A 25,312-nucleotide genomic window follows, 5' to 3' on the forward strand; every position below is an offset into this window, starting at 1 on the left:
CCTCAAAATTCTGTTTAAACGGCTTGTGCCCCAGCTACGATTTCACTTAGCTCTTGGGTAATTGCTGCTTGACGGGCTTTGTTATATACAAGCTGAAGATCATTAATCAGCTCACCCGCATTATCTGTTGCAGCTTTCATTGCAACCATTCGTGCTGCTTGTTCACAAGCGATACTCTCAACGGTGCCTTGGTAGACTTGTGATTCGATATAACGAAGCATCAATTCATTGAGGATCGGTTTAGGATCAGGCTCATAGATATAGTCCCAACGACTTGCTTCATTCACATCTTCTGATGCGCTTTCCTCAAGCTCAGGGTTAGGTAACAACTGGGTTACCTTTGGCATTTGAACCATAGTGTTTACAAATTGGTTGTAAACCAGGAACAAGCGGTCAATTTTGCCTTCGTCGAAAAACTCCAACATTGCATTAACCGGACCTAAAATATCTTCTAGTTTTGGCTCATCACCAATACCTGATGTTTGTGCAATCACGTTGCCGAAGCGATGGAAAAACGAAATTGCTTTTGAGCCGATCAAGGTGGTATCTACGTCAACCCCTTGATCTCGCCACTGGCGCATATCTGCCATGGCTTTCTTGAACAAGTTAATGTTCAAACCACCACATAATCCTCGGTCAGAGGAAATAATGATGTAAGCTACTCGTTTTACTTCTCGCTCTTCAAGATAGGGATGCTTATATTCCAACGAACCGGAAGTTAAATGCCCGATTACCTTACGCATATTTTCTGCGTAAGGGCGGGTTGCTTCCATGTTGTGCTGAACTTTACGCATCTTACTTGCGGCAACCATTTGCATTGCACTAGTGATCTTTTGCGTATTTTGTACGCTAGCGATTTTAGTGCGGATCTCTTTTGCATTTGCCATGGTTAGCTCCTATCTACATTCATACTGCGTCGTCTGGACGGAAAATATTCTCGTTACTTAGTACGACTGCGTATCAACGAATGTTTTTAGAAGCTGATGCAGACTTGCTTCGATATCATCGTTGTAATTACCTGATTCATTGATTGAAGCAAGCAACTCTGCGTGCTGACTTTTAGCAAAAGCCATCAATGCTTCTTCAAATGCACCAATTTGAGATAACTCAACGTTGTTCAAATAGCCTTTCTCAGCAGAGAAAATAGCAAGTGCTTGCTCCGCCACAGACATCGGTGCGTACTGTTTCTGCTTCATCAACTCAGTTACTTTTTCACCGTGATCAAGCTGCTTACGCGTCGCATCATCAAGGTCAGATGAGAACTGAGCAAACGCTGCCAATTCACGATACTGTGCCAATGCGGTACGAATACCACCAGACAGTTTCTTGATAATCTTAGTCTGCGCAGCACCACCTACACGTGACACTGAAATACCTGGGTCAACCGCTGGACGTAAACCTGCGTTAAACAAGTTAGTCTGTAGGAAAATCTGACCATCAGTAATCGAAATTACGTTAGTTGGTACGAACGCTGATACGTCACCCGCTTGAGTTTCGATGATCGGCAAGGCTGTTAATGAACCGGTTTTGTCTTTCACTTCACCATTAGTAAAACGCTCAACATAGTGTGCATTTACACGTGATGCACGCTCTAGTAGACGTGAGTGAAGGTAGAACACATCACCAGGGAATGCTTCACGGCCTGGTGGACGCTTAAGCAATAGTGAAATCTGACGGTAAGCAACAGCTTGTTTTGACAAGTCATCATACACAATCAAGGCATCTTCACCGCGGTCACGGAAATACTCACCCATAGTACAACCAGCATAAGGAGCTAGGTACTGTAGTGCAGCAGCTTCTGATGCAGACGCAACAACTACAATCGTATTTTGTAGAGCGCCATTTTCTTCTAGCTTACGAACTACGTTAGCAATAGTTGATGCTTTTTGACCAATGGCAACATACACCGAGTAGATACCAGAATCTTTCTGGTTAATGATGGCATCGATAGCCATCGCTGTTTTACCCGTTTGACGGTCACCGATAATAAGCTCACGCTGACCTCGACCGATTGGTACCATCGCATCCACGGCTTTGTAGCCAGTTTGGATAGGCTGATCAACCGACTTACGGTCAATAACACCTGGAGCAATGATTTCTACCGGTGCGAAACCGTCATTGTCAATAGCGCCTTTACCGTCAATTGGTTGGCCTAGGGTATTAACTACACGCCCTAATAAACCTTTACCTACTGGTACTTCAAGGATACGACCGGTACCGGTCACTTTCATGCCTTCCGCAAGGTCTGCATAAGGACCCATAACTACAGCACCAACAGAGTGACGCTCTAAGTTAAGTGCTAATGCATAACGGTTACCTGGTAGTTCAATCATCTCACCTTGCATAACATCAGCAAGACCATTGATATTAATAATACCGTCGCTTACAGAGACGATAGTACCTTCGTTACGTGCCTGACTAGTCACATTGAAGGTTGCGATTCGTTGTCTAATTAAATCGCTAATTTCGTTAGAATTTAGTTGCATATCTATTACCTATTACGCCTGAAGGCTCGTTGCGAGTCGGTTGATAGAGCTTTTAAGCGTACCGTCAATTACTAGTTCTCCAGCTTTGATCAGTATGCCGCCTACTAGCGTTTCATCGATGTGGCAATCGAGCTCAACACTGCGATTTAATTTTTTCTGCAGCGCCTGTACTAAATTGGCTTGTTGTTGAATGCTTAATGGCTCAGTCGTTGTTACATGCGCAGTAACCATGCGTTCATAATCATCTTTGAGCTCATGAAACAATTCGACTACCTGAACAATCACATTTAGACGTCCATTTTCAGCCATTACTTTGATCAGGTTCTGGCCATGTTCGTCCAGTAGACCTTCACAAACGCCCAAGAACATGTCAGTAAACGCTGCTGAATCCTTAGCACCAAACTGTTCGCTGTCTTCAATCTGCTGAGCAATGATTGGTTGACTAGCAACCGTTGCTGCGATGGTCAACATTTGCTCCCATTGTTCCAATGCCTGATTAGCAACTGCATAATCAAATGCAGCTTTGGCATAGGGCTGAGCAATGGTTAGTGGATCTGACATAATGTGCTCTCCGCTTACATATCCGTGATAAGTTTATTAACAAGATCGCGGTTAGCATCAGTATCCAAATTGCGATTAATCAGTTTCTCTGCAGTCTCAATGACCATATCGGACATTTCTGCACGTAGTTCCTGACGAATGCGATTACGTTCGCTTTCTAACTCGGCTTGACCCTGAGCAACAATACGAGATTTTTCTTTCTCACCTTCTGCTTGGGCATCTTCGATAATCTGTGCTCGACGCTTATTACCTTGCTCAACTAACTCACTCGCACTTTTCTTCGCATCTTCAAGAACTTTTGCGCCATTCGCTTTTGCGATGTCGAGTTCTTTAGCTGCGTTTTCAGTATGAATAAGCCCATCTGCAATTTCACGCTGGCGCTGCTCAATTAACGCAGTAAGCGGCGGCCAGACATACTTCATACATAACCAAACAAAAATCACAAAGGAGATTGCTTGACCAAGCATGGTTGCATTTAAATTCATACCATCCTCACTATTTAAATAACGTTATGATAAATAACGGTAGTTTTAGCTATTAAGCCACAGCAAAGATGATGTAAAGACCGATACCAACACCAATCATAGGAACCGCATCGACAAGACCCATCATGATAAAGAACTGTGTACGTAGCATCGGCATAAGGTCCGGCTGACGTGCAACACCTTCAAGGTATTTACCTGCTAAGTTACCGATACCAGCTGCAGCACCCGCTGCACCTAAACCAATCAGTAGTGCACCAGCAACATAAAGAACTGCACTTACAATATCCATGAATGACTCCAAATTTATTAAATAGTTAAAACGTAAATCGAACTTAATTTATTAATGTTCTTCTGTTGCCATCGCAAGGTACACAACTGTAAGTACCATAAAGATGAAGGCTTGTAGGAACACAATAAGAATGTGGAATAGTGCCCATGGAACGCTAAGCGCCCACTGCATCCACCACGGCATCAACGCAATTAGGATAAAAATCATTTCACCTGCGTACATGTTGCCGAACAATCGAAGACCGAGAGAAATTGGTTTTGAAATTAATGTGACTAACTCCAAAACTAAGTTCACAGGGTAAAGCCATGGACTTTCAAAAGGTTGTGTCGTTAGTTCTTTAACAAAACCACGAATCCCTTTTGTTTTTAAGGTATAAATTATGATCAACATAAATACACCCAGCGCCATAGACATAGGCACATTGACATCCGCTGAAGGTAATTCACGGAAATGCTCAAAACCAAATAGACGAGCAAGTGCTGGAATAAAATCAACAGGCAATAAGTCAATTGCGTTCATCAAGAAAACCCAAACGAAAATAGTTAATGCCAATGGGCCAATTAACTTATCTTTTGTTTGAAAAATTTCCTTAACAAGGTTGTTCACAAATTCATAGGTGATCTCAATGAAACATTGCAATTTACCAGGAACACCACTGGTTCCTCGTGAAGCAACGTATCTAAAGACACCGATAAACAGTAAACCTAACAACCAAACCATGAGCATGGAGTCAAGGTTAATGCTCCAAAAACCCTTACCCACAGTGAAGAATGTTAGATGGTGCTCAATATAATCGTGAGCGGTAGTTACTGATTCCACCTTACGTCATCCTAAATTGAGGTTTGTTAAGTATCGGAGTTAAAAAGCATCCCAAAAATGTAACGCTATATGCTAATAACATAATCTCATTATTAACCGGGATAAAACGAACCACTGCCAATATCATTAATGCGGTATAAACCCATTTAACTAGCGTATTAAGTTTGGCTAGATATTTAATATTAACTTCATTATTCATCTTCAATTTATATGCTGCGCTACCAAGCCCAAGCAATGAAGGAATAACAGCGATCGCAACACCTATAATTGCAGATTTCACACCAAACGTATTATTTGCAATACAAATGAATAATATAAATAAAAATCCAAGTATTGACTGTCCGAGTAATATGATTTTTGCTGCAGAAAGAATATCGTTACAACCTGAGTCTGCTTTCATATTTAAATCCTCTACACCGTCTGTATCTTAATTATTAATGCTCCTTATCTTAATTGTGTATATTACAGAAAATATAAAATCATTAATTAAGTACGGCATATACTACGCTACATGTTGAGCCTGTATAAAAACTGAATAATTTTTTAAATACTTTCACATCACAATAAAACGTCCAATTTCACAGCGTCATTAAATATATAATATAAACTTATATCTTATGAGGCTTCTCACTAATAGGCTTATTTTTCAATACGTTTAAGTCCACCGTGTGCAGTACAAAATTTACGTGATCAGTTTTGTGATAGCCATCAAAATAAATGCAAACAATGATTACCATTTTTGGCTCTTGATGTTGGTGCCCAAGATCTAGATTATCATGTGCGTATTACGCATAAGTAATCATTAACATGTTTTAACTTTTCTTTACATCTCATTACTGACCATCTTTAACTGAATCGTATTTAAAAAGCGATATTTTCTCCCTAATTGCATTATTGACCATTTGCTGACAAATAGTTTTTCCATCATTTCTTACGTTTTTATTTAACAAATAACATCAAAAGTAATCAAATCGAATAACCTCCAAAATATGAAAAAAAATACTGACACGTTTATTAAACGAGCAAAAAATCGCCACTCAGAAAAATATAGTTACGCTTTTTTTGATTATATAAACGCCAAAACCAAAGGCATTATCACTTGCCCAATCCATGGAAATTTCAATCAACGGCCAGATGCTCACCTTGCAGGACATGGCTGCCCAGCCTGTTCTGGCAAACAAAAGATGGATATTCAGACTTTTATTGACCGAGCAACGGCCGTTCACGGTAACAAATATTCCTATAAGGAATTTATATATAGCGGGACATTAGAGAAAGGGATCATAAACTGTCGAACTCATGGCAATTTTGAACAGCGTCCTAATGCACATCTTGCAGGAAAGGGGTGCCCTCAATGTGCTTTGTCTTATCGCCGTTCACAATCTGTCTACATAGCAAAGGCTAACAAAGCGCATCACAACCGTTATCGTTATGATCATTTCATCTATACTGGCGCACTCAAAAAAAGTGACATAACTTGTCTTATTCATGGTGATTTTACGCAACGAGCTGATGCACATTTACGTGGTTCAGGATGCCCTAAATGTACAAAAAACAAGCATAAGAAGACCACAAAACAATTTATCGAAGATGCAAATAAAATTCACAATAACCACTATAATTATTCATTATTCGAATATAAGAACATGAGAGTTAAAGGTATTATTATTTGTAATATCCATGGTGAGTTTTCCCAATTACCAGCGAATCATCTGGCGGGAAATGGCTGTCCTAAATGCGCCTTACAACGTAGGAAAAAAGCCAATAATATAAATAAACAGCCACCGATTAAATTATTACAGTCATATTAATTAATAATGTAAAAGACTATTAAAATTATTATTGATGGTAATTACCTGTACGAGCCAATATAAAAACCATAATAATAAGCAACAACAATCTTATACTTTCGAACATACTGTTTGAGAGTAAGTACTATATGCATTTTAATTAATTAGCTTTGATTATTTTATTTCACTCTTTCGCTTATTCAGTATTAGCATTAATAATGGTTAAGTTTATTTTCAGTTTTATCTAATCATGTAACGATTGAAGAGGCAGTGTTTGTCAGCCATAAAACAGCATTGGGTATCGTGCCATTGTCAGTTACACTAAGCACTAACAACTAAGTATCTTAAATGAATCACTTGAACGGCATATAGCATGACACAAAAAAATAACCCATTACACGGCATCACGTTAGAAAAAGTATTGATTGAACTTGTCGAGCATTATGGTTGGGATGAACTTGGCTCACGGATTAACATTCGCTGCTTTAATGATGATCCGAGCATTAAATCAAGCCTCAAGTTTTTACGTAAGACTGAATGGGCGCGTACTAAGGTTGAAAGCTTATATCTTGATATGATGCGCTAACAACCACCGATAAAAAAGCCGCTACATTCATCACTCGCTTGAGTTGAAATGTAACGGCTTTTTTCAACGAAACCTTGGTCTTAGTCTGCACATAATGCAGCTACAACAGCTAATCTACGTTGTGATTGGGCTACAAAAGGATTATTAATATCCCACGCATAGCCAGCTAAAATGGCACATATCATTTGTTTAATTTTAGGATCAGGATCAGGATGAAAAATGACTGTTTGTAACTCTCCTGAATACCACCCCTCTACATAAGTACGGAAGGTATCAACACCCAACATCAGCGGCTCAGCATAATCACGTTGCCAATCAATGTTATCTCCTGCAAAAGAGCGTGTTAACACCCCCGCAGCTAACTGTGCAGATTTCATCGCAATCGTTACTCCAGAAGAAAATACCGGATCTAAAAACTCTCCAGCATTACCTAACAACGCATAATTTGACGTTGCCAGTTGGGTAACATTCGCTGAATAGCCCTCAATGGTTGCAGCTGTCAATGGATATTCTGCAGCAGCCAATACTGCCGCCAACCCCGGTTCTTCAATAACCAATTGCTTTAATATCGAGATCGAATCATCACCATAATTCGCTAACCATTGTGGTGGCGCAACCACTCCTAATGAACAAGTGCCATTACTAAACGGAATGAGCCAATACCAGACATCAGCTGATTGAGGATGGACTGAAATTAAAATCTTATTACGATCATATTCCACCTCACAATGGTTAATATCAATATGATCGGTGACATGGCAAAATATCGCTTGTCGTGGTGGTAAATGTGACGGTTTTTCTAACCCCAGTAATCGTGGCAATACTCGACCAAAACCGCTCGCATCAAGTACAAAATCCGCTTCTAATACATATTGTTGCTGTTGAGCATCCGTAATTGTAAGTACTGACTTACCATCTAAACATTCAATCGCTTCAACGGTGTGCTCATAGCGAATCTCAACCCCTTGAGCTTGCGCTTCATCCGCTAACACTTTATCAAAATGTCCGCGCTGAACTTGATAGGTTGTTCCTGCTCCTGGAGTAAATTTATCGCTAAAATCAAACGCGGTATAACGGTCTCGATAACGAAAAGCAGCACCATCTTTAAACTGAAACCCAGCCGCAGTAACTGCATCTAACATTTTCGCTTGTTCAATAACCTCCATACACGCAGGCAGTAAACTTTCGCCAATGGAAAATCGAGGAAAGGTGCTTTTTTCTAATACAATCACATCAATGTGTTGCTGATGCAATAATGCAGCAGCAACAGAGCCTGAAGGGCCAGCACCAATAATAACCACTTGCGTACGCTGTTTTTGATTCACAATCGCTATCCTTACGTTACATTTTATCCAGCTTGCAACGTGAGTAATGTATGGCCTAAGCCGATATCATCCTCACGCTCAACAATAATAAAGCCCGCTTCTGTTACAAGTTCTAAAAAATCTTCACTACGATAAAAACGACTATTGCCATTCGCTAAACAGGTAAAATATAGCGATGTTGCATTTAAACAATAAGACGCAGCCTCATAACGTTGAGTATCCCAAAATAATTCTAAAATATACACTTTGGCATTTAGGCTCATGGCTTGTCTTACACGACGTAAAATACTTAGAATTTCCATTGGAGAAAAACAATCTAGAAATTGACTCATCCACCACACATCAGCACCTTGTGGAAAAGCTTGATCACGATCAAGCATATCCATCGGATAGCCTTTAATCCGATCAGAAAATCCAGCCTGCTCTGCATTGACAGTTGCAACTGCAATCTGCTGTGGTAGATCAATAATTGTCACTTCAACATCATGGTTATGCTGACAACATTGCAATGCCCATTTACCCGTATTACCACCAATATCAAAAATTCGTAGTGGTTGGTGAGTAAACACTTTGTCTAATAATAGCGGAAATGAACGATCCGAATAAAAATGGTCGAATGCAAACCAACTTTGTTTCGCCTGTGGTGGCAATTGTGATAAACCCTGATATATAGTTGGCCAATCACCGAGTTCTTTAAGCCCTGCCGGCTTACCTTGTTGAATTGATTCCGTTAAATGCATCATTGCGGCATAACAAACATCCGCAGTAAAATCCATGTTCGCATTCGTCATACCATCATGTAATAAAAAATATCCAAGATTAGCTAAACAATATTTATCCTGGTGCCAAGTAACAATATATGCACTTAATGCCATATCAAGTAAAACTTTAACACCATATTCCGACACATTAGTAACTGCTGCAATTTGTTCAGCATTAAGTCCTTTTTTACCTGCATCATCCAATACTTGTAATATTTTTAAATCACGCAAAGTTCGAGCGGTATGAAAAATAACCGGCGAAAAAGCTAATTTCTGAGCTTCCGTTTTCGCCGCTAATGCATTGAATGGATCTGTAGTAAAACGAGTCACACTGCACCTATTAATAGGGAGAGATAAAATAAGATCGCTATTCTAACGAGCTACTATCAAGATGTACTGTTTAAAAACAAACAATATCGATAATTACACAGATATCAGCAACCAAAACAAAATCATCAATTAAAATAAAAAGATTTAATTGATGATTATAAATTACACAGTTATCTGATTGATTTAATGATAAACTTTATTAATGTTTATATTAATTTTGTAAGTACTCTGATTATTTAGTTGTTTGTGTGGAGCCTATGAATACAATTCACTTCAATATTGACCATTGGGTTGCCCTTGCACCGGGTTTAACAACCCAACAAGATTGGCAGACTTGGGCTAAAAACCCACAATTAATTGATCCTCAGCCACCAGTAGCAGATAAAATACCACCAATGATGCGCCGTCGCATGAGCCCTCTCAGTAAATTGGCACTCCAAACGGCGCTGATGATTACAGCATCAAATAATATCGACTATATTGTTTTTTCAAGTCGACATGGCGAATTACACCGTACCGTCAAGCTAATCAAAGATATTATTAATGGTGATGATGCTTCACCGATTGCTTTTTCACAATCGGTCCATAATACTGCGGCTGGTTTATATACTATTGTAGCCAAACAACCCATTGCAGTTACCTCATTAGCTGGCGGGGAAAATAATCTCCATATGGCACTAATTGAAGTTGCTTGTTATCTCAACCAATATCCACATCATCGGGTACTTATGGTCGATTTTGATCAACCATTACCGATTGAATATCAACAATTTGAACAGTACCAATACCCAAGTTTCGCGCTTGCAATGGTGATATCTAATGGGAATAACTGCCAATTAAGTTGGCGACCGACCTTAAAATTAACCAATGAACCTCAGCATAGTGTTAGTTGTTATCCACAGACACTAACGATAATTAAGCACCTTGCCAATAAAGATAATCGATGGTCAATTAATGCTCAACACCAACAGTGGCAGTGGCGATATCAATCATGAGTACACTCTCAATAGCACAGCGACTCAATAAGAGCTGGCGTATTATCGCAACCGCAGGATGCTTCAGCCTTTTTGGTTTAGGCGCCCTTTTGCTGACGTTCATGATATTTCCGCTAATATCACTACTTACACCCAATCACCAGCAACGAGAAATCAAAGTACAAAGCACCATTCAACGTACTTTTAATTTTTTCTGTCGCACAATGCGATTTTTAAAAGTGATTGATTATCGCTTTGACAATTTGATCGCGCTTAAAGAAGACAGACACAGTTTAATTGTTGCTAATCATCCTAGTCTAATTGACTATGTCCTTATAGCTTCACAATTGCCACAATGTGATTGTCTTGTTAAAGCTTCTATTTGGCGAAATCCCTTTATTAAAGGTATTGTTAAAGCTGCTGGTTATATTCCCAATCGCGATCCTGAATCACTATTAGAAAGCTGTAACCAACGCCTACAACAAGGTAATGTATTACTGATATTTCCAGAAGGAACACGTACAACGGCGACTAAAACACCAAAGTTGCAGCGTGGAGCGGCACAAATAGCCATTCGCAGTCAGGTTAATATTCGTGTCGTTCATATAACAGTATCACCGAGCTTTTTAACCAAAGAGCAAAAATGGTATCAAGTACCCGATAAAAAGCCTTTTTTCTTAATTGAAATAAAAAACAAAATTAGTATAGAGTCGTATTTAAAAGAACATAGCTCGCCAACAACTGCGGCTCGACAACTCAATAAACATTTAGCCAGTACTCTTTTTCCAACAGACGTTTGAGCTACATTTATACTGTCGTTAACCCTTAATACAAGCAGGTAACATGGAACAACTACATACAGAATTAAAAACGTTAATTATCGATGTGTTAAATTTAGAAGATATTACTGTTGAGGATATCGATACCGACGCACCGCTTTTTAACGATGGTCTAGGGTTAGATTCTATTGATGCCTTAGAACTTGGACTGGCAATCAAGAAAACATACAATATTGTTATTGATGCTGATGACACTAATACCCGTCAACACTTCGCATCAATCGCTAACCTTGCTCATTATATCTCACAGAACAAAGCGTAATTATTATGACTCAAATTAATAACGACCAAATTTTTCATCAAGTCCAAGCACTTTTAGTCGAGCTATTTGAACTTGATGCTGAGGATATCCATTTAGAATCAAACCTCTATCAAGATCTTGATCTTGATAGTATTGATGCTGTTGACCTTGTTGTACGCTTACAAAACCTCACTGGCAAAAAAATTCAGCCCGATGAATTTAAAAATGTACGCACCGTTGATGATGTCGTTATCGCAGTTGCTGATTTGCTCAAGGCTGAATAATGATAATGCGTCTGCTAACAATATTGTCAGCCTTAGCACTGATCGCCTACCCTGTCGCCGTTTATTACGGCATTAGTCGCTGGGGATTAGCAACTGTAGGTGCTTTGCTGACAGTATTTTTCATTGTACGGATCATTGCAGCAAAGCAGACGCAACTTAAAGAACTAAAGTATATTGGTTGGTTAAGCGGTGGCGCTGGAATAGCCTTAGTTACATTGGGATCATTATTTCGCCAACAAGGGTTATTATTATACTACCCAGTTATTGTCAATATCTTAATGCTAGGGCTATTTAGTAGCAGCTTATGGCAACAGCAAAGTTTAATTGAGCGTTTAGCACGTATACAAGAACCTGATTTACCTGCAAGTGGCGTAAGCTATACCCGTAATGTCACTAAAATATGGTGTGTGTTTTTTATTATCAATGGCACTATTGCATTAATAACTTGTTTTATGCCACTGCATATATGGACATTATACAATGGCTTTATCAGCTATATATTAGCGGGAAGCTTATTTGGTATCGAATGGTTATGCCGACAATGGTATCGCAATAAAAACACCCAATAAGTAAGCACTAACTTTCATAAAAAACTAGAGAACGGCTATGCATACAGCTATATTCCCTTCTGCTTTAACATCATTATCAACCTTAATGCAGCGCCCTACTCATCATCTCAATAATGTGGCCATTAATGGTACAACACTGCACTCATGGCCTCAGTTTCAAGCGCATGTTTTTAGTTTAAGCCAACAAATAGCGCTAACTAAGCAACAACGCTTTGCCATTTGCTGTAAAGACAGTTACATCTTTGCCGTTGCTTTTATGGCTGTTATTCACGCTAATAAAAAATTGATTTTACCGAGTAATCATCAACCTGCAGCACTGGCTGAATTAAGCCCGCATTTTGATGTGTTATTGCACGATACTGATACTCAAATTCCAGCATCGTTAGTAACCATCAACCTAAGCCCCTTGATCCACCAGCATCAAGCGTTAACCTCAAAAGCAGTGTTCCCAATATTAATACTGGCTGATATTGAATTAACCCTGTTCACATCAGGTTCTAGTGGCACACCCAAGGCGATTATAAAAACCCTTGATTTACTCGATAATGAAATCGCCCAACTTGAAGCAATCTGGGGACAACAGTTACAACACAACCATATTTGCAGTACCGTATCGCACCAACATATTTATGGATTATTATTTCGCGTATTATGGCCGTTGTGCTGTGGTCGTAGTTTTGATTGTTTTAATCTCGACTATCCGGAACAGGTGCAAGCCCAAGCCTCAACAAGTAACATTTTAATCAGTAGTCCAGCACTACTAAAACGCCTCAATAATAGCGTTACTTCTACTCCTTATAACGCCATTTTTTCATCTGGTGGCCCATTACCATTTGCCGCCGCGCAACATTGCCAGCAATTCTTAGGCGCACTGCCGTTTGAAGTCTTTGGTAGTACCGAAACGGGTGGGATTGGTTATCGCCAACAACAGCAATCTACGACACCGTGGCTACGATTTGATGTGGTTAAAATCGCGGTTAATGTCGAACAATGTTTAAAAATTCGTTCTCCCTTTGTTGATCCTAATCAGTGGTATCAAACTTGTGATCACTGCCTATTAATTGATGATCATTATTTTGAACTCAAAGGCCGTACCGATCGAATCATTAAAATAGAAGAAAAACGCATATCGTTAACTGAAATCGAACGACGCTTATGCCAGTTAGCGTGGATTGATGAAGCGGCAGTATTGCCATTAGAACGACAGCAACGATTACAAATCGCCGCAGTGATCACCCTAACAGCCCAAGGTACAGAGCAACTAGAGCGAGTAGGAAAAGGACAGTTTTGGCTATTATTACGCCAACAGTTACGTCAATGGATAGAGCCAATTGCTATTCCTCGACGCTTTCGCCCAATTGCAGCTATTCCATTAAATAGTCAAGGGAAGCGCCTGATGTGCGATCTTGAAAACCTATTTAATGACCACAACTAATGAAGTAATAACGACCAATGAACAGACCAATGCCAACCTTACTCAACAGCCATATTGTTGATCATCATGCGGTTATTACTTTATGTGCCGATGATGGATTAGATGATTTCAAGGGACATTTTCAAACCTTTGCCCTTTTACCTGGCGTCAGTCAAATTGATTGGGCAGTACATTTTGCGCGTCATTATTTTAATGATATGCCACCAGAATTTGGTGGAATGGATGTGATCAAATTCCAACAACCTATTTTACCCAATAGCACTATCGTCCTGACATTAGACTGGGTCGCTGAAAAACAAAAATTACAGTTTAATTTCAGCTCTGTAACACCAGCAAATGAAACAGTTATCCATTCTTCAGGCAAGATCAATATGGGGAACAAAGCATGAGTTGGTTTCATCCATGTTTTATTATTCCTTGTTATAACCATGGTAATACCGTACCGGCTATCATTGATGGATTACAAACTTTTACTCATCCAATCATCATTATTGACGATGGCAGTAATCAATCGACCAAAGATATCCTGACGCAACAGGCACTGCGTAATAATGTCACGGTTATTACCCTCCCTCAAAATAAGGGCAAAGGCGGTGCAGTAATAGCTGCAATACAATATGCTCATCAACATAATTATAGCCACGCAATCCAAATAGATGCTGATGGGCAACATGACTTAACTGCCGTTAATGATTTGCTCACCACGGCTAATCAGCACCCAACAGCACTGATTTCAGGCAAACCTATTTACGATAATTCGGTGCCTAAATCACGCTTATACGGTCGTTATATCACCCATTTTTGGGTATGGATTGAAACACTCTCATTTGAGATTAAAGACAGTATGTGTGGCTTTCGTTGCTACCCTATTGAACCAATAATACCCATTCTAAAACAACATCATTTAGGTCAACGAATGGAATTTGACACTGAAATTATGGTGTATTTCTATTGGAATAATGGCTCGATTCGGTTTATTGATACTAAGGTTATTTACCCTGAAAATGGAATTTCTCATTTTGATGCTGTATGGGATAATATCAAAATCAGTTGGATGCATACCAAGTTATTCTGCGGTATGTTACCCCGTATTCCTCAATTACTAAAACGGCATCAATATCGTTCACAGCACTGGTCAAGCCGAGGTGAGCGCGGTACTATTTTAGGTATAAAAATCTTATTAGCTATCTATACTTTATTAGGTCGAAACGTCGTTAATGGGTTCTTGAAAGTGGTGATCGGCTATTATTATTTAACCAGTAAAACAGCTCGCCATGCTTCAGAGCAGTATTTACAACAATTACAGCATTATGCCGAGCAACAGCAACTTCAATTACCAAATGATCTTTCTAGCTATCAACATTTATTATCATTTGGTCATACAACCCTTGATAAGCTCGCGGCATGGAAAGGTGATTATAACGCCAATAATCTCACCATTCATGGTCAACATCACTTTGATAATATCGTTGCGAGTAAACAAGGTGTGGTCATTCTCGGCTCCCATTTAGGTAACCTTGAATTATGCCGAGCTTTAAGCCAACGACATAAAAATATTAAAATTAATGCATTAGTTTTTACCGAGCACGCTGCACGTTTTAATAATGTCATGAAAACAATTAATCCTAGCGCTAACCTAAATCTGATCCATGTTAATCAACTTGGTGCCGATACAGCGATTATACTCCAGCAAAAAATTGAGCGTGGAGAGTGGGTCGTCATCGTTGGCGATCGAACTTCTGTTGCTAATGAAACTCGCGTCAGCTGGGCTAATTTTCTTGGACAAGCAGCCCCCTTTCCGCAAGGCCCTTTTATACTCGCAGCAATACTTAAGACGCCAGTTTATCTATTATTTGGTCTGCGTGATGACAGCCAACCCCAACCTCATTTTAATGTATATTTTGAAGCTTTTAGTGAACAAATAATTTTACCACGCGCCACTCGTAATGCCGCACTCCAAGCTGTGGTTGAACACTATGCGACTCGCCTTGAGCACTACACGCTACAAGCGCCATTACAATGGTATAACTTTTTTAACTTTTGGCAGCTCAGTGGAAAAAAAGATGATAAATAACGCAAATACAATCCCCCAACAAACTATTCGCTTTGGCGCTGAACGACTTACCATTGAAGATGTAGTCGCAATCAGCAATGGGGCAACAGCAGAAATGAACACCGATGCTGCGTTTACCAGTAAAATAGATCGCGGGGTCGCCTTTCTGGAACGATTATTAAAAGAAGAAGGGGTTATTTATGGAGTAACAACGGGTTACGGTGATTCATGTACCGTTGCAATTCCAACCCACCTTGTCGATGATCTTCCCCTAAATCTTACCCGTTTTCATGGCTGTGGTTTAGGTGAAGATCTTGATCGTCAACAAGCACGTGCAGTGCTGGCAACTCGACTATGCTCACTGTCCCAGGGTGTATCTGGTGTTAGCCATCCGCTACTCAACCAAATCGTCACCCTGATCAATCACGATATTAGCCCACGTATTCCTCAAGAAGGCTCTGTTGGTGCCAGTGGTGATTTAACGCCATTGTCTTATCTTGCAGCAACACTAATAGGCGAACGCGAAGTTATTTATCAAGGTCAAATTCGACCAACCGCTGATGTTTTTAAAGAGCTCGGTATCGAACCTATCAAACTCAAGCCAAAAGAAGGCTTAGCACTGATGAACGGTACCTCGGTTATGACGGCATTGGCATGTATTGCTTATAAACGCGCAGAATATTTAGCCCAATTAGCCACTAAAATTACGGCAATGGTATCGGTGGGTATTCAAGGCAATGCATTCCATTTTGATGAAGCGTTATTTGCCGTAAAACCGCACCCAGGACAACAACAAATTGCCAGCTGGCTGCGTTCGGATCTCCAAGCTGAGCGTCCACCACGTAATAGTGATCGCTTACAAGATCGTTATTCACTACGCTGCGCACCGCATGTTATTGGTGTACTACAAGATAGTCTGCCGTGGCTACGCCAAATGATCGAGAATGAACTCAATAGCGCCAATGATAATCCTATTATTGATGGTGATAATGAGCGCGTACTGCACGGCGGACACTTTTATGGTGGTCATATTGCAATGGCAATGGATACCCTAAAAACAGCCGTTGCCAACATAGCCGATCTGTTAGATCGCCAGATGGCGCAATTGATGGATTATAAGTTCAATAACGGACTGCCATTTAATTTAACGGGTGCGACAGGTGAACGTAAACCAATAAACCATGGTTTTAAAGCGGTTCAAATTGGTATTTCAGCATGGACAGCAGAAGCGTTGAAACACACCATGCCCGCAAGTGTATTCTCACGCTCAACTGAGTGCCATAACCAAGATAAAGTCAGCATGGGAACCATCGCATCTCGCGACTGTATACGCGTATTACAACTCACCGAGCAAGTCACCGCAGCGTCACTATTAGCAGCAACTCAAGCCATTGAGTTACGTAAACGTGATCATCAACTTATAGATATTAATATCAGCCCAGCGTTACAAGCTATGCAACAAGCTGTACTGGCTGATTTTGAATTTGTCATTGAAGATCGTCCATTAGAACAAGATTTACGTTATTTCATTAGCAAGATCCAACAACAACATTGGTCGTTATATTGATCGCTAATGATCTGTTAACACTTATTTGATCTTACGTGGCCTTGACCTTATCGCAAGGCCACCTGATTATTGTTAGCATTTATTTATCGTCTTAACTTCGACAATGATTGAGTAACTCATGAACCAAGATCCTTCTTTACCATTACTGACTGCCGAGCTGACGTTAACGACCCACTTTCAAGATGCCGATCCAATGGGCGTTATCTATCATGGTAATTACTTCCGTTTTTTTGAAGAAGTACGCCGACTATTGATGGAAAAAATTAATTATAGTTATCGTGATATGCAAGCCTCTGGTTATTTGTGGCCTATCATTGATACGCGCGTAAAATATGTTAAACCGATTCCTTTTGATCACCGTATTCGTATCACAGCAACCCTCACTGAATGGGAGAATCGACTTAAAGTTGATTATGTTATCTATGATGCTAAAACCAATGTTCGAATGACAAAAGGCTATACAATGCAAGTCGCTGTCGGGATTGATAATCACGAAATGTGTTTTGCTTCACCCACTGTTTTCACTGATAAAATAAAGGCTTGGCATGATAAACAATGAGTCAACAGCATTAATGACAGCCATTAAATGGTGCCGTAATAGCTTGCTGTGTACCGTATTAGCTATCACCAGTTTATCAACGCAAGCGATGACCTTAGGTGAACTCCAACATACGCTTTCTGCCACCAAGGTTGTTCGAGGGGATTTTAGTCAAACGAGAACCATGGCAATGTTTAACCAACCACTACTATCTAATGGTGAGTTTTTAATTGCGGCAAACAATGGCTTATGGTGGCATCAAACGGCTCCGATGGCGGTCTCATTAGTACTCACTAACAATAAACTTAGCCAGCAATTTGATAATCAACCGCCACAGATCATCTCGGCCGCTCAAAATCCAATGGTGTTTTATTTCAGCCATATATTTCTCGCACTCTTTAACGGTGATACTTCAGCATTAGATCAGCAATTTACCTTAAAACTGACCACATTAGTCCCTGATAACAACAGTTCCGACGCTAGCAATAGTGACAATCAATGGCAATTAGTACTCATCCCTAAACAAGCACCATTAAATAAAGTATTTACTAGCATTACACTTCAAGGTGGCAAGTTCATCAATCATCTAACATTGGCTGAAATTCGTGGCGATAAAACAGTGATTACTTTTAGTCATCAACGCACGACGCCAGCAACACTAACCACAGAAGAACAACGTGTTTTCAAATTCTAAACTTAGCCAGTTATGGCTGTTGATTATGTTGCTGTTGGTCGCTGGTTTAGGTTACCAACTCACTGCGCATAAACAACTACCTATCGAAACCAATATTCTGGCGTTATTACCCGCAAATCACCAAGATCCTGCTGCCCAACAAGCATTTGATCATATCGCCACCAGCATGAGTAATAAGGTGGTGTTTTTAGTTGGTAGCCCCAATAGTGCGACCATGATCAGTGCAACTGAACAATTTAGCCATCAACTGGCGCAACTGGGATTGTTTGCTAATATTGATGCAAAAATGAGCAATAGCCAGCAGCAAGCATGGGCACAACTGTATTACCCTAAACGGTTTCAGCTATTAACCCCAGCACAACAACAACGGCTAGCACATAACCCGCAACAACAAACAGCACAAGTATTACAAGCGCTGTATAATCCCTTCTCTGGAGTTACCGGTGCCGAGCTTAAACATGATCCCTTTTTATTATTTCGCGACTATTTAACGCAATTAAGTGCACAAAGCGGGCATTTCAGCCTCAATCAAGGTTTTTTGACCACGGAATATCATCAACGTCATTACGCATTAATTACCGCTGAACTCGCGGGTTCACCCTATAGTGTTAAATTACAACACCAATTGCCTGCACTTGATGCGTTACAACAGCAGATCATCAACCAGTATTCTACGCCGACTGAAAAAGTAGATATTTTACATACTGGCGTGATTTTTTATGCGGCTCACGGCACTCAAAGTGCAGAAAAAGAGATCAGTACTATCGGTTTAGGATCGTTATTAGGGATCATCGTTTTATTAGTGGTTGTCTACCGCAGTCCATTACCATTAGCATTAGCTCTACTGTCAATTAGCTGTGGTTTAATTGCTGCATTTGTTGGTACAGTCGCCATTTTTGGCAAAGTACACCTGTTTAGTTTAGTGTTTGGCGCTAGCTTGATCGGAGTCTCGATTGACTATGCCTTCCACTATCTCACCGATAGATTAGCAGCCGGTAGAGATTGGGATCCACACCAAGGGCTCAAGCATATTTTTGTGGCCATTAGCTTAGGTCTAATTACCAGCTTAATTGGCTATTTGGGGATGTTAGTTGCGCCTTTCCCTGGACTACAACAATTATCGCTGTTTTCAGCGATTGGTTTAATTGCCGCTTACGCAACTGTTGTCTGTTGGTATCCAAGCTTGGCATCAAAACCTTGCTCACCACGACCATTACCTTGCCATCAATTACTCAATGCGTGGCTACAACTATGGCATATACCTAGCGTTCGTTGGAGTGTGCCATTAGTACTGGCAATCGCCTCTATTCTCGGCTTATACCATACTCACTATGATGATGATATTCGCCAACTTCAAGCATTGCCGCAGCAACTCAAACAACAAGAAGCAACCATAAAAGCCATTACTGGCGTAAGCAGTGGTCAGCAAATGTTGCTAGTTAAAGCAAAAACAGCACAGGATCTATTAACTAAATTAGCTGCCGTCGATCAGCAACTGAATACATTAGTCGCTACTCACAAACTTGATAGCTACCAAAGTATCGGCCATTACCTACCATCGATTGCAGCTCAAAAGCATAACTTTGAATTAGTTAAACAATTATATCAACAGCAAGGGCTCGCGTTAGATCAACAAATTAAATTAAGCCAGCCACCACAATTTACAGCGACGTTTCAACCATTAACTATCGCCGAATATTTAGCTTCGCCAGTATCAAAACCACTCCGTTTCACTTGGCTGGGTAAAATTAATCAATCACCCACTGAACAAATTTATGGGGCGGTTATTTTGTTATCTGGTGTAAACCAGCTTAGTGCAATTAAACAATTCACAGCACAAGATAGTCAGTTAAGCTACCTCAATAAAGCTGATGAAGTATCGCACCTTTTTGGACAATACCGCCAACGAGTAACAGAGTTATTAATTGCAGCAACCCTGGTTATTTTAGCGTTATTAGTATGGCGTTATGGCATCAAAAAAGGATTGCAAATGATCCTACCGTCATTCATTGGCGGTTGTGCGGGCATTGCTATCACCAGTATTAGTGGCACGCCATTAAATCTGTTTAATTTACTGGCACTGATATTAATCTTAGGGATTGGGATTGATTACAGCCTCTTTTTTGCTGAATTAAAATCAACTGATAACAATCATCACCGCCGTTCAACATTATTAGCCATTACCTTATCAGCATTAACGACAGTATTATCATTTGGATTATTAGCGTTAAGTGCTACTCAAGCTATTCATAGTTTTGGTATTACCGTACTGACTGGGATTGTTATTGCATGGCTATTAGCGCCTTTAGCCATGACGCCATCATCCCCAGCAACGTCTAACATAGGAGTTAAATGATATGTCTCGTTTTATGATAAATAACGGTAATTATCGCTACTTAATTGCATTACTAACAACGGTGTTTATTTCTGGCTGCGCGACAATATCCCAACCACAGTCAAATCAAGTTGAGATTGCGAGCCACACATTTGTTACTTTACCGACACCGGCACAATTAGGCTATTCATTAACAGCCAGTCAGTTAATCACAGCTACGTGGCACCAAACAAGCCATCAACTACCGGTTCAGTTACAAGTCACACCACAGGCATTAGCGCTCGCTGGTTTTTCATCATGGGGATCTCGTATTCTTAGCTTAGATTATACCAACCACCAGCTAAGTACGTATGTAATGCCAGGATTAGGTTCAACACTGCCAGAACCTAAACAAGTACTGTTCAATATGATGATCACCCTGTGGCCACTATCGGCATGGCAGCAACCATTACAACAGATCGGCTGGCAATTAAAACAAACTGCAAACCATCGCCAACTTGTCGACAATAAAGGTGTCGTTGTAGCCGATATTAATTACCAAGACGCAGATAAACTAAAAGGAGTCATTACGTTTGTTAATCACAAGCCTAATTACACAATCACTATAAAAACATTACAATATCAGCGTCAATAATGTCAGCACGAGATCTTATGAAAAACAATCAACCCACAACGCCAGTCTATATCCGCGGCTGTGGTTTTCATTCTGCTTTAGGTGCAAACCCAGAACAAATCCAGCACCGACTCGTTGCAGGGTTTAGTCCTGATATGCGCACGGTATCGGGCTGGCTCAATGACGGTAGTGAAACTGTCATTGGCCAAGCGACTGCGCCATTAACTGCGATAGATGAACACCAATATCCACACCAAAATACCGCTAATAATCGTCTGGCATTATCAGCATTACAACAAATCGCACCTCAAATACAGCAAGCTATTGAACAGTTTGGTAATGATCGTATTGCAGTGATTATTGGTACAACAACCTCTGGCATCAGTGATGGTGAACGAGCATTAGCACAACTTGTAGAACAAGGTCACTTACCTGAAAACTACCATTATCATCAGCAAGAGCCCGCCAATACAGGGCAATTTATTGCGGATTATTTTGGCTTAACCGGCTTGGTTTACACAATATCAACGGCCTGTTCTTCAAGTGGACGCAGCTTTTTATCGGCTAAACGACTCCTCAAAGCAGGCTTAGCAGACGCAGTTATTGTTGGTGGTGCTGATACATTGTGTAGACTAACGCTGAATGGATTTCATGGCTTAGATTCATTATCCTCTCAGCGGTGTAATCCATTTAGTGTCAATCGTGACGGGATTAATATCGGTGAGGCAGCGGCATTTATGTTGTTAGCACTCACACCTGCTACAACCAATAACCAACTAGCATCGTCACAACCACAAATTGCTTTTTTAGGGGGGGGAGATAGCTCTGATGCTTATCATATTTCAGCCCCTCACCCTGAAGGTAATGGCGCAGAAGTTGCAATGCGAAATGCATTAGCTGATGCGGGGTTAAAACCTAATGATATTGGCTACATTAATGCGCATGGCACTGCGACGCCACTTAACGATGCGATGGAAGCCAAAGCGATTGCACGCGTATTCGGCACCGAGGTCGCGGTTAGCTCGACCAAACCACTCACGGGTCATACTCTCGGCGCAGCAAGTGCCGTGGAAGCTGCGATTTGTTGGTATATTCTTGCTTATCAGTTACCGTTACCATTACAAATAAATGATGGTCACCAAGATCCGTTGCTGCCAATCACACTCGTAAAACAGCCATTACCATTAACGACAGCGGCAGTACTGAGTAACTCGTTTGCTTTTGGTGGTAATAACATCAGTTTAATTTTTGGATATGTTAATGACTAAGATCCCACCGTTAGCACAATTACTGCCCCATGACGCTCCAATGATATTAATTGATGAGCTGATCAGTGTTGATGTGGAAAATGTACATTGCCAAGTGACAATCCGTTCAGATAACCTCTTTTTTGATAACCATTCTCAGAGTGTTGCGGGCTATGTAGGTATTGAGTTAATGGCACAAACAATTGCTGCTTGGGCGGGTTATCATGCATGGCAACAAGGCAAACCTGCCCCGATTGGCTTTTTACTCGGCTGTCGCCGTTATCACAGTGAATGGTCACAATTTAATCAGGGAGTTGTGCTTGATATTTATGCTGAGCGTTTAATACAAGATAATAATATGGCGGTTTTTAGTTGCCAAATTATCAGTCAACAACAAACGATTGCTAGCTGTCAACTCAATGCATATCTTCCCTCTGAAGAAAAAGTAGCAACCCTGCTTACCACTAAAAAATAGGAATAATTCATGACTCGACATGTACTTGTAACCGGTGCTAGTAAAGGAATTGGGCGAGCGATCGCTATCCAACTTGCACAAGATGGGTTTACCATTGCTGTGCATTACATGAGTGATCAAGCAGGTGCCGAAACTACTCTTGCTGCCATTATCAATGCCGGAGGCCAAGGCCGAACCATTCAATTCGATATTAGTAATCGCGAACAATGTCGCCAGCATCTTGAACAAGATATTGCTGAACATGGTGCTTATTATGGCGTAGTTAGTAATGCTGGTATTACTCGCGATACCGCCTTTCCAGCCATGACAGCACAAGAGTGGGACGGCGTTATTCATACCAATCTTGATAGCTTTTATAATGTACTCCACCCATGTGTCATGCCAATGGTACAACTGCGCCAAGGTGGACGTATTGTTACTCTAGCATCAGTGTCAGGCATTACTGGCAATCGTGGTCAAACCAACTACAGTGCAGCCAAAGCGGGTATTATTGGCGCATCAAAATCATTGGCACTTGAACTTGCTAAACGTAAAATTACCGTTAACTGTGTCGCCCCTGGTTTGATTGATACCGGCATGGTTGATGAACATGTTAAACAGCATGCTCTACCACAAGTCCCCTTGCGCCGCATGGGTGATCCCCAAGAGGTTGCTGGATTAGTGAGTTATTTAATGTCCGATATTGCAGCTTATGTTACTCGTCAAGTGATTTCTATTAATGGAGGTTTAGTATGAACCGTCGCGTTGTAATCACAGGCATGGGGGGAGTAACGGCTCTGGGTCAAGATTGGCTAACAGTGGAACAAAAATTGCGTGAGGGCAAAAATGCGGTGGTCTATATGGACGATTACGCTCTCTATGACGGTTTAAATACCAAGCTTGCAGCCCCAATTAGCAATTTTAATGTGCCTAAGCATTATACCCGTAAGCAACTGCGTGCGATGGGGCGTGTATCAAAACTCGCTACAGTCGCGAGTGAACAAGCACTCACCCAATCGGGTTTGTTAGGCCATGATGTACTTACCAATGGTAACACTGGTATCGCTTACGGTTCATCTGTAGGTAGCACGCCAGCTATTGGGGCATTTGGCGCGATGCTTAACGACAAAACCACCAAAGAAATTACCGCAACCACTTATGTACAAATGATGCCACACACCGCGGCAGTTAACGTCGGCCTATTCTTTGGCTTACGTGGCCGAGTGATCCCAACGAGCAGCGCATGTACCTCCGGCAGTCAAGCCATTGGTTATGCCTACGAGGCCATCAAGCATGGTTATCAAACCGTCATGGTGGCAGGTGGTGCTGAAGAACTGTGTCCAACAGAGTCAGCGGTGTTTGATACTCTTTTTGCTACTAGCCTTAAAAATAACACCCCCAAATTAACCCCACGTCCATATGATATTGACCGTGATGGATTAGTGATTGGTGAAGGTGCAGGCTCACTCGTATTAGAGGAATATCAACATGCGTTAGATAGAGGCGCGACTATTTTAGCGGAAGTGGTTGGCTTTGCGACTAATTGTGATGCAACACATATTACCCAGCCTCAGCAACAAACGATGCAGCAATGCATGACAATGGCATTGCAACAAGCACAGTTACAGCCACAGGATATTGGCTATATTTCAGCTCATGGCACTGCGACAGAAAAAGGTGATATTGCAGAAAGCCAAGCGACAGCCAATATTTTTGGTAATCAAACCCCTATTAGTACCCTCAAAAGTTATTTTGGTCATACTTTAGGGGCGTGTGGTGCTATTGAAGCGTGGCTGACTATTGAAATGATGAACAATGGCTGGTTTAACCCAACATTGAATTTAGAGACGCCAGATCCACACTGTGGTGAACTTGATTATATTCAAGGCCAAGGACGAAATATTGATTGTGATTACATCATGAGTAATAACTTTGCTTTTGGCGGTATTAACACTTCATTAATTTTTAAACGCTTATAAATATATCCCTTGGTACAATAGCGGTGTTAATCACGCTACTGATACCAAGGGAAATTTT

Annotated in this window: 28 protein-coding genes; 19 read left to right on the plus strand and 9 right to left on the minus strand. The window is 40.8% G+C overall.

Annotated elements, in window-relative coordinates; genetic code table 11:
• Window positions 1–14 precede the first annotated feature (14 nt).
• From atpG to PPBDW_RS19095, 7 genes are read right to left on the minus strand one after another with little or no spacing between them, the layout of a single operon-like run.
• Entirely contained in the window at window positions 15–887 is an 873-nt protein-coding gene (gene atpG / locus PPBDW_RS19065) for a F0F1 ATP synthase subunit gamma (RefSeq protein ID WP_036791569.1), read from the minus strand.
• 57 nt (window positions 888–944) lie between these two features.
• Window positions 945–2,486 carry a F0F1 ATP synthase subunit alpha gene (gene atpA / locus PPBDW_RS19070; RefSeq protein WP_036791571.1) on the minus strand — a complete coding sequence of 514 codons (1,542 nt, stop codon included), beginning with the start codon at window positions 2,484–2,486 and terminating at the stop codon, window positions 945–947.
• A gap of 12 nt (window positions 2,487–2,498) precedes the next feature.
• Entirely contained in the window at window positions 2,499–3,047 is a 549-nt protein-coding gene (locus PPBDW_RS19075; protein WP_036791573.1) for a F0F1 ATP synthase subunit delta, read from the minus strand.
• 14 nt (window positions 3,048–3,061) lie between these two features.
• Window positions 3,062–3,532 carry a F0F1 ATP synthase subunit B gene (gene atpF, locus PPBDW_RS19080; RefSeq protein WP_036791575.1) on the minus strand — a complete coding sequence of 157 codons (471 nt, stop codon included), beginning with the start codon at window positions 3,530–3,532 and terminating at the stop codon, window positions 3,062–3,064.
• Between the two features lie 52 nt (window positions 3,533–3,584).
• A complete protein-coding gene (gene atpE, locus PPBDW_RS19085; protein ID WP_036791577.1) occupies window positions 3,585–3,821 on the minus strand; it encodes a F0F1 ATP synthase subunit C in 237 nt (78 codons plus the stop codon).
• 51 nt (window positions 3,822–3,872) lie between these two features.
• Complete coding sequence (gene atpB, locus PPBDW_RS19090; RefSeq protein ID WP_036791580.1) at window positions 3,873–4,640, minus strand: F0F1 ATP synthase subunit A; 768 nt, start codon at window positions 4,638–4,640, stop codon at window positions 3,873–3,875.
• 1 nt (window position 4,641) lies between these two features.
• Complete coding sequence (locus tag PPBDW_RS19095) at window positions 4,642–5,040, minus strand: ATP synthase subunit I (protein ID WP_036791582.1); 399 nt, start codon at window positions 5,038–5,040, stop codon at window positions 4,642–4,644.
• 589 nt (window positions 5,041–5,629) lie between these two features.
• Here PPBDW_RS19095 and PPBDW_RS19100 point away from each other — a divergent pair.
• Both PPBDW_RS19100 and PPBDW_RS19105 read left to right on the plus strand, forming a co-directional pair.
• Complete coding sequence (locus tag PPBDW_RS19100; protein WP_036791585.1) at window positions 5,630–6,451, plus strand: hypothetical protein; 822 nt, start codon at window positions 5,630–5,632, stop codon at window positions 6,449–6,451.
• Between the two features lie 352 nt (window positions 6,452–6,803).
• A complete protein-coding gene (locus PPBDW_RS19105) occupies window positions 6,804–7,016 on the plus strand; it encodes a VF530 family protein (RefSeq protein WP_036791588.1) in 213 nt (70 codons plus the stop codon).
• An 80-nt stretch (window positions 7,017–7,096) separates the two neighbouring features.
• On the opposite strand, the gene PPBDW_RS19110 is transcribed toward PPBDW_RS19105, so the two are convergent.
• Entirely contained in the window at window positions 7,097–8,341 is a 1,245-nt protein-coding gene (locus tag PPBDW_RS19110) for an NAD(P)/FAD-dependent oxidoreductase (RefSeq protein ID WP_036791591.1), read from the minus strand.
• Between the two features lie 23 nt (window positions 8,342–8,364).
• Complete coding sequence (locus PPBDW_RS19115; protein WP_036791594.1) at window positions 8,365–9,432, minus strand: methyltransferase; 1,068 nt, start codon at window positions 9,430–9,432, stop codon at window positions 8,365–8,367.
• Between the two features lie 257 nt (window positions 9,433–9,689).
• Here PPBDW_RS19115 and PPBDW_RS19120 point away from each other — a divergent pair, with 257 nt between their 5' ends.
• The 17 genes from PPBDW_RS19120 (at window position 9,690) to PPBDW_RS19200 (ending at window position 25,254) form a co-directional block, all read left to right on the plus strand.
• A complete protein-coding gene (locus PPBDW_RS19120) occupies window positions 9,690–10,427 on the plus strand; it encodes a beta-ketoacyl synthase chain length factor (RefSeq protein WP_036791597.1) in 738 nt (245 codons plus the stop codon).
• Entirely contained in the window at window positions 10,424–11,206 is a 783-nt protein-coding gene (locus tag PPBDW_RS19125) for a lysophospholipid acyltransferase family protein (protein ID WP_036791600.1), read from the plus strand. Before PPBDW_RS19120 ends, PPBDW_RS19125 begins: the two co-directional genes overlap by 4 nt.
• A 43-nt stretch (window positions 11,207–11,249) precedes the next feature.
• The gene (locus tag PPBDW_RS19130; RefSeq protein ID WP_036791603.1) at window positions 11,250–11,507 is read left to right on the plus strand and encodes a phosphopantetheine-binding protein; all 258 of its coding nucleotides are present in this window, start codon (window positions 11,250–11,252) and stop codon (window positions 11,505–11,507) included.
• Window positions 11,508–11,512: 5 nt separating this feature from the next.
• Entirely contained in the window at window positions 11,513–11,770 is a 258-nt protein-coding gene (locus PPBDW_RS19135; protein ID WP_036791606.1) for an acyl carrier protein, read from the plus strand.
• Window positions 11,771–11,775: 5 nt separating this feature from the next.
• Window positions 11,776–12,339 (plus strand): COG4648 family protein, encoded by a 564-nt coding sequence (locus tag PPBDW_RS19140; RefSeq protein ID WP_036792953.1) that lies wholly within the window; start codon window positions 11,776–11,778, stop codon window positions 12,337–12,339.
• A 37-nt stretch (window positions 12,340–12,376) separates the two neighbouring features.
• On the plus strand, window positions 12,377–13,774 hold the full coding sequence (locus PPBDW_RS19145) for an AMP-binding protein (RefSeq protein ID WP_036791608.1): 1,398 nt from the start codon (window positions 12,377–12,379) through the stop codon (window positions 13,772–13,774).
• A 17-nt stretch (window positions 13,775–13,791) separates the two neighbouring features.
• Complete coding sequence (locus PPBDW_RS19150; RefSeq protein WP_036791611.1) at window positions 13,792–14,163, plus strand: ApeI family dehydratase; 372 nt, start codon at window positions 13,792–13,794, stop codon at window positions 14,161–14,163.
• Complete coding sequence (locus tag PPBDW_RS19155; protein ID WP_036791614.1) at window positions 14,160–15,848, plus strand: glycosyltransferase family 2 protein; 1,689 nt, start codon at window positions 14,160–14,162, stop codon at window positions 15,846–15,848. The genes PPBDW_RS19150 and PPBDW_RS19155 overlap by 4 nt, the downstream gene beginning before the upstream one ends.
• A complete protein-coding gene (locus PPBDW_RS19160; protein WP_036791616.1) occupies window positions 15,838–17,394 on the plus strand; it encodes an HAL/PAL/TAL family ammonia-lyase in 1,557 nt (518 codons plus the stop codon). The genes PPBDW_RS19155 and PPBDW_RS19160 overlap by 11 nt, the downstream gene beginning before the upstream one ends.
• A 118-nt stretch (window positions 17,395–17,512) precedes the next feature.
• The gene (locus PPBDW_RS19165) at window positions 17,513–17,953 is read left to right on the plus strand and encodes an acyl-CoA thioesterase (RefSeq protein WP_036791618.1); all 441 of its coding nucleotides are present in this window, start codon (window positions 17,513–17,515) and stop codon (window positions 17,951–17,953) included.
• Window positions 17,940–18,626, plus strand: coding sequence for an outer membrane lipoprotein carrier protein LolA (locus PPBDW_RS19170; protein ID WP_045045296.1), 687 nt, complete (start codon window positions 17,940–17,942; stop codon window positions 18,624–18,626). Before PPBDW_RS19165 ends, PPBDW_RS19170 begins: the two co-directional genes overlap by 14 nt.
• Window positions 18,610–20,982, plus strand: a complete 2,373-nt coding sequence (locus PPBDW_RS19175) for an MMPL family transporter (RefSeq protein WP_036791621.1) — start codon at window positions 18,610–18,612, stop codon at window positions 20,980–20,982. Before PPBDW_RS19170 ends, PPBDW_RS19175 begins: the two co-directional genes overlap by 17 nt.
• Before the next feature lies 1 nt (window position 20,983).
• On the plus strand, window positions 20,984–21,595 hold the full coding sequence (locus PPBDW_RS19180; protein WP_243423030.1) for a DUF3261 domain-containing protein: 612 nt from the start codon (window positions 20,984–20,986) through the stop codon (window positions 21,593–21,595).
• A gap of 17 nt (window positions 21,596–21,612) precedes the next feature.
• Window positions 21,613–22,842 carry a beta-ketoacyl-[acyl-carrier-protein] synthase family protein gene (locus PPBDW_RS19185; protein ID WP_036792956.1) on the plus strand — a complete coding sequence of 410 codons (1,230 nt, stop codon included), beginning with the start codon at window positions 21,613–21,615 and terminating at the stop codon, window positions 22,840–22,842.
• Window positions 22,835–23,296 (plus strand): hotdog family protein, encoded by a 462-nt coding sequence (locus PPBDW_RS19190; RefSeq protein WP_036791624.1) that lies wholly within the window; start codon window positions 22,835–22,837, stop codon window positions 23,294–23,296. Before PPBDW_RS19185 ends, PPBDW_RS19190 begins: the two co-directional genes overlap by 8 nt.
• Before the next feature lie 9 nt (window positions 23,297–23,305).
• Window positions 23,306–24,031 (plus strand): 3-ketoacyl-ACP reductase FabG2, encoded by a 726-nt coding sequence (locus PPBDW_RS19195; protein ID WP_036791627.1) that lies wholly within the window; start codon window positions 23,306–23,308, stop codon window positions 24,029–24,031.
• Window positions 24,028–25,254: a beta-ketoacyl-ACP synthase gene (locus PPBDW_RS19200; protein WP_036791629.1), complete on the plus strand. Its 1,227-nt coding sequence runs from the start codon at window positions 24,028–24,030 to the stop codon at window positions 25,252–25,254. Before PPBDW_RS19195 ends, PPBDW_RS19200 begins: the two co-directional genes overlap by 4 nt.
• Window positions 25,255–25,312: the final 58 nt, after the last annotated feature.

The sequence above is a fragment of the Photobacterium kishitanii genome, from assembly GCF_000613045.3.
Classification (GTDB): Bacteria; Pseudomonadota; Gammaproteobacteria; order Enterobacterales; family Vibrionaceae; genus Photobacterium; species Photobacterium kishitanii.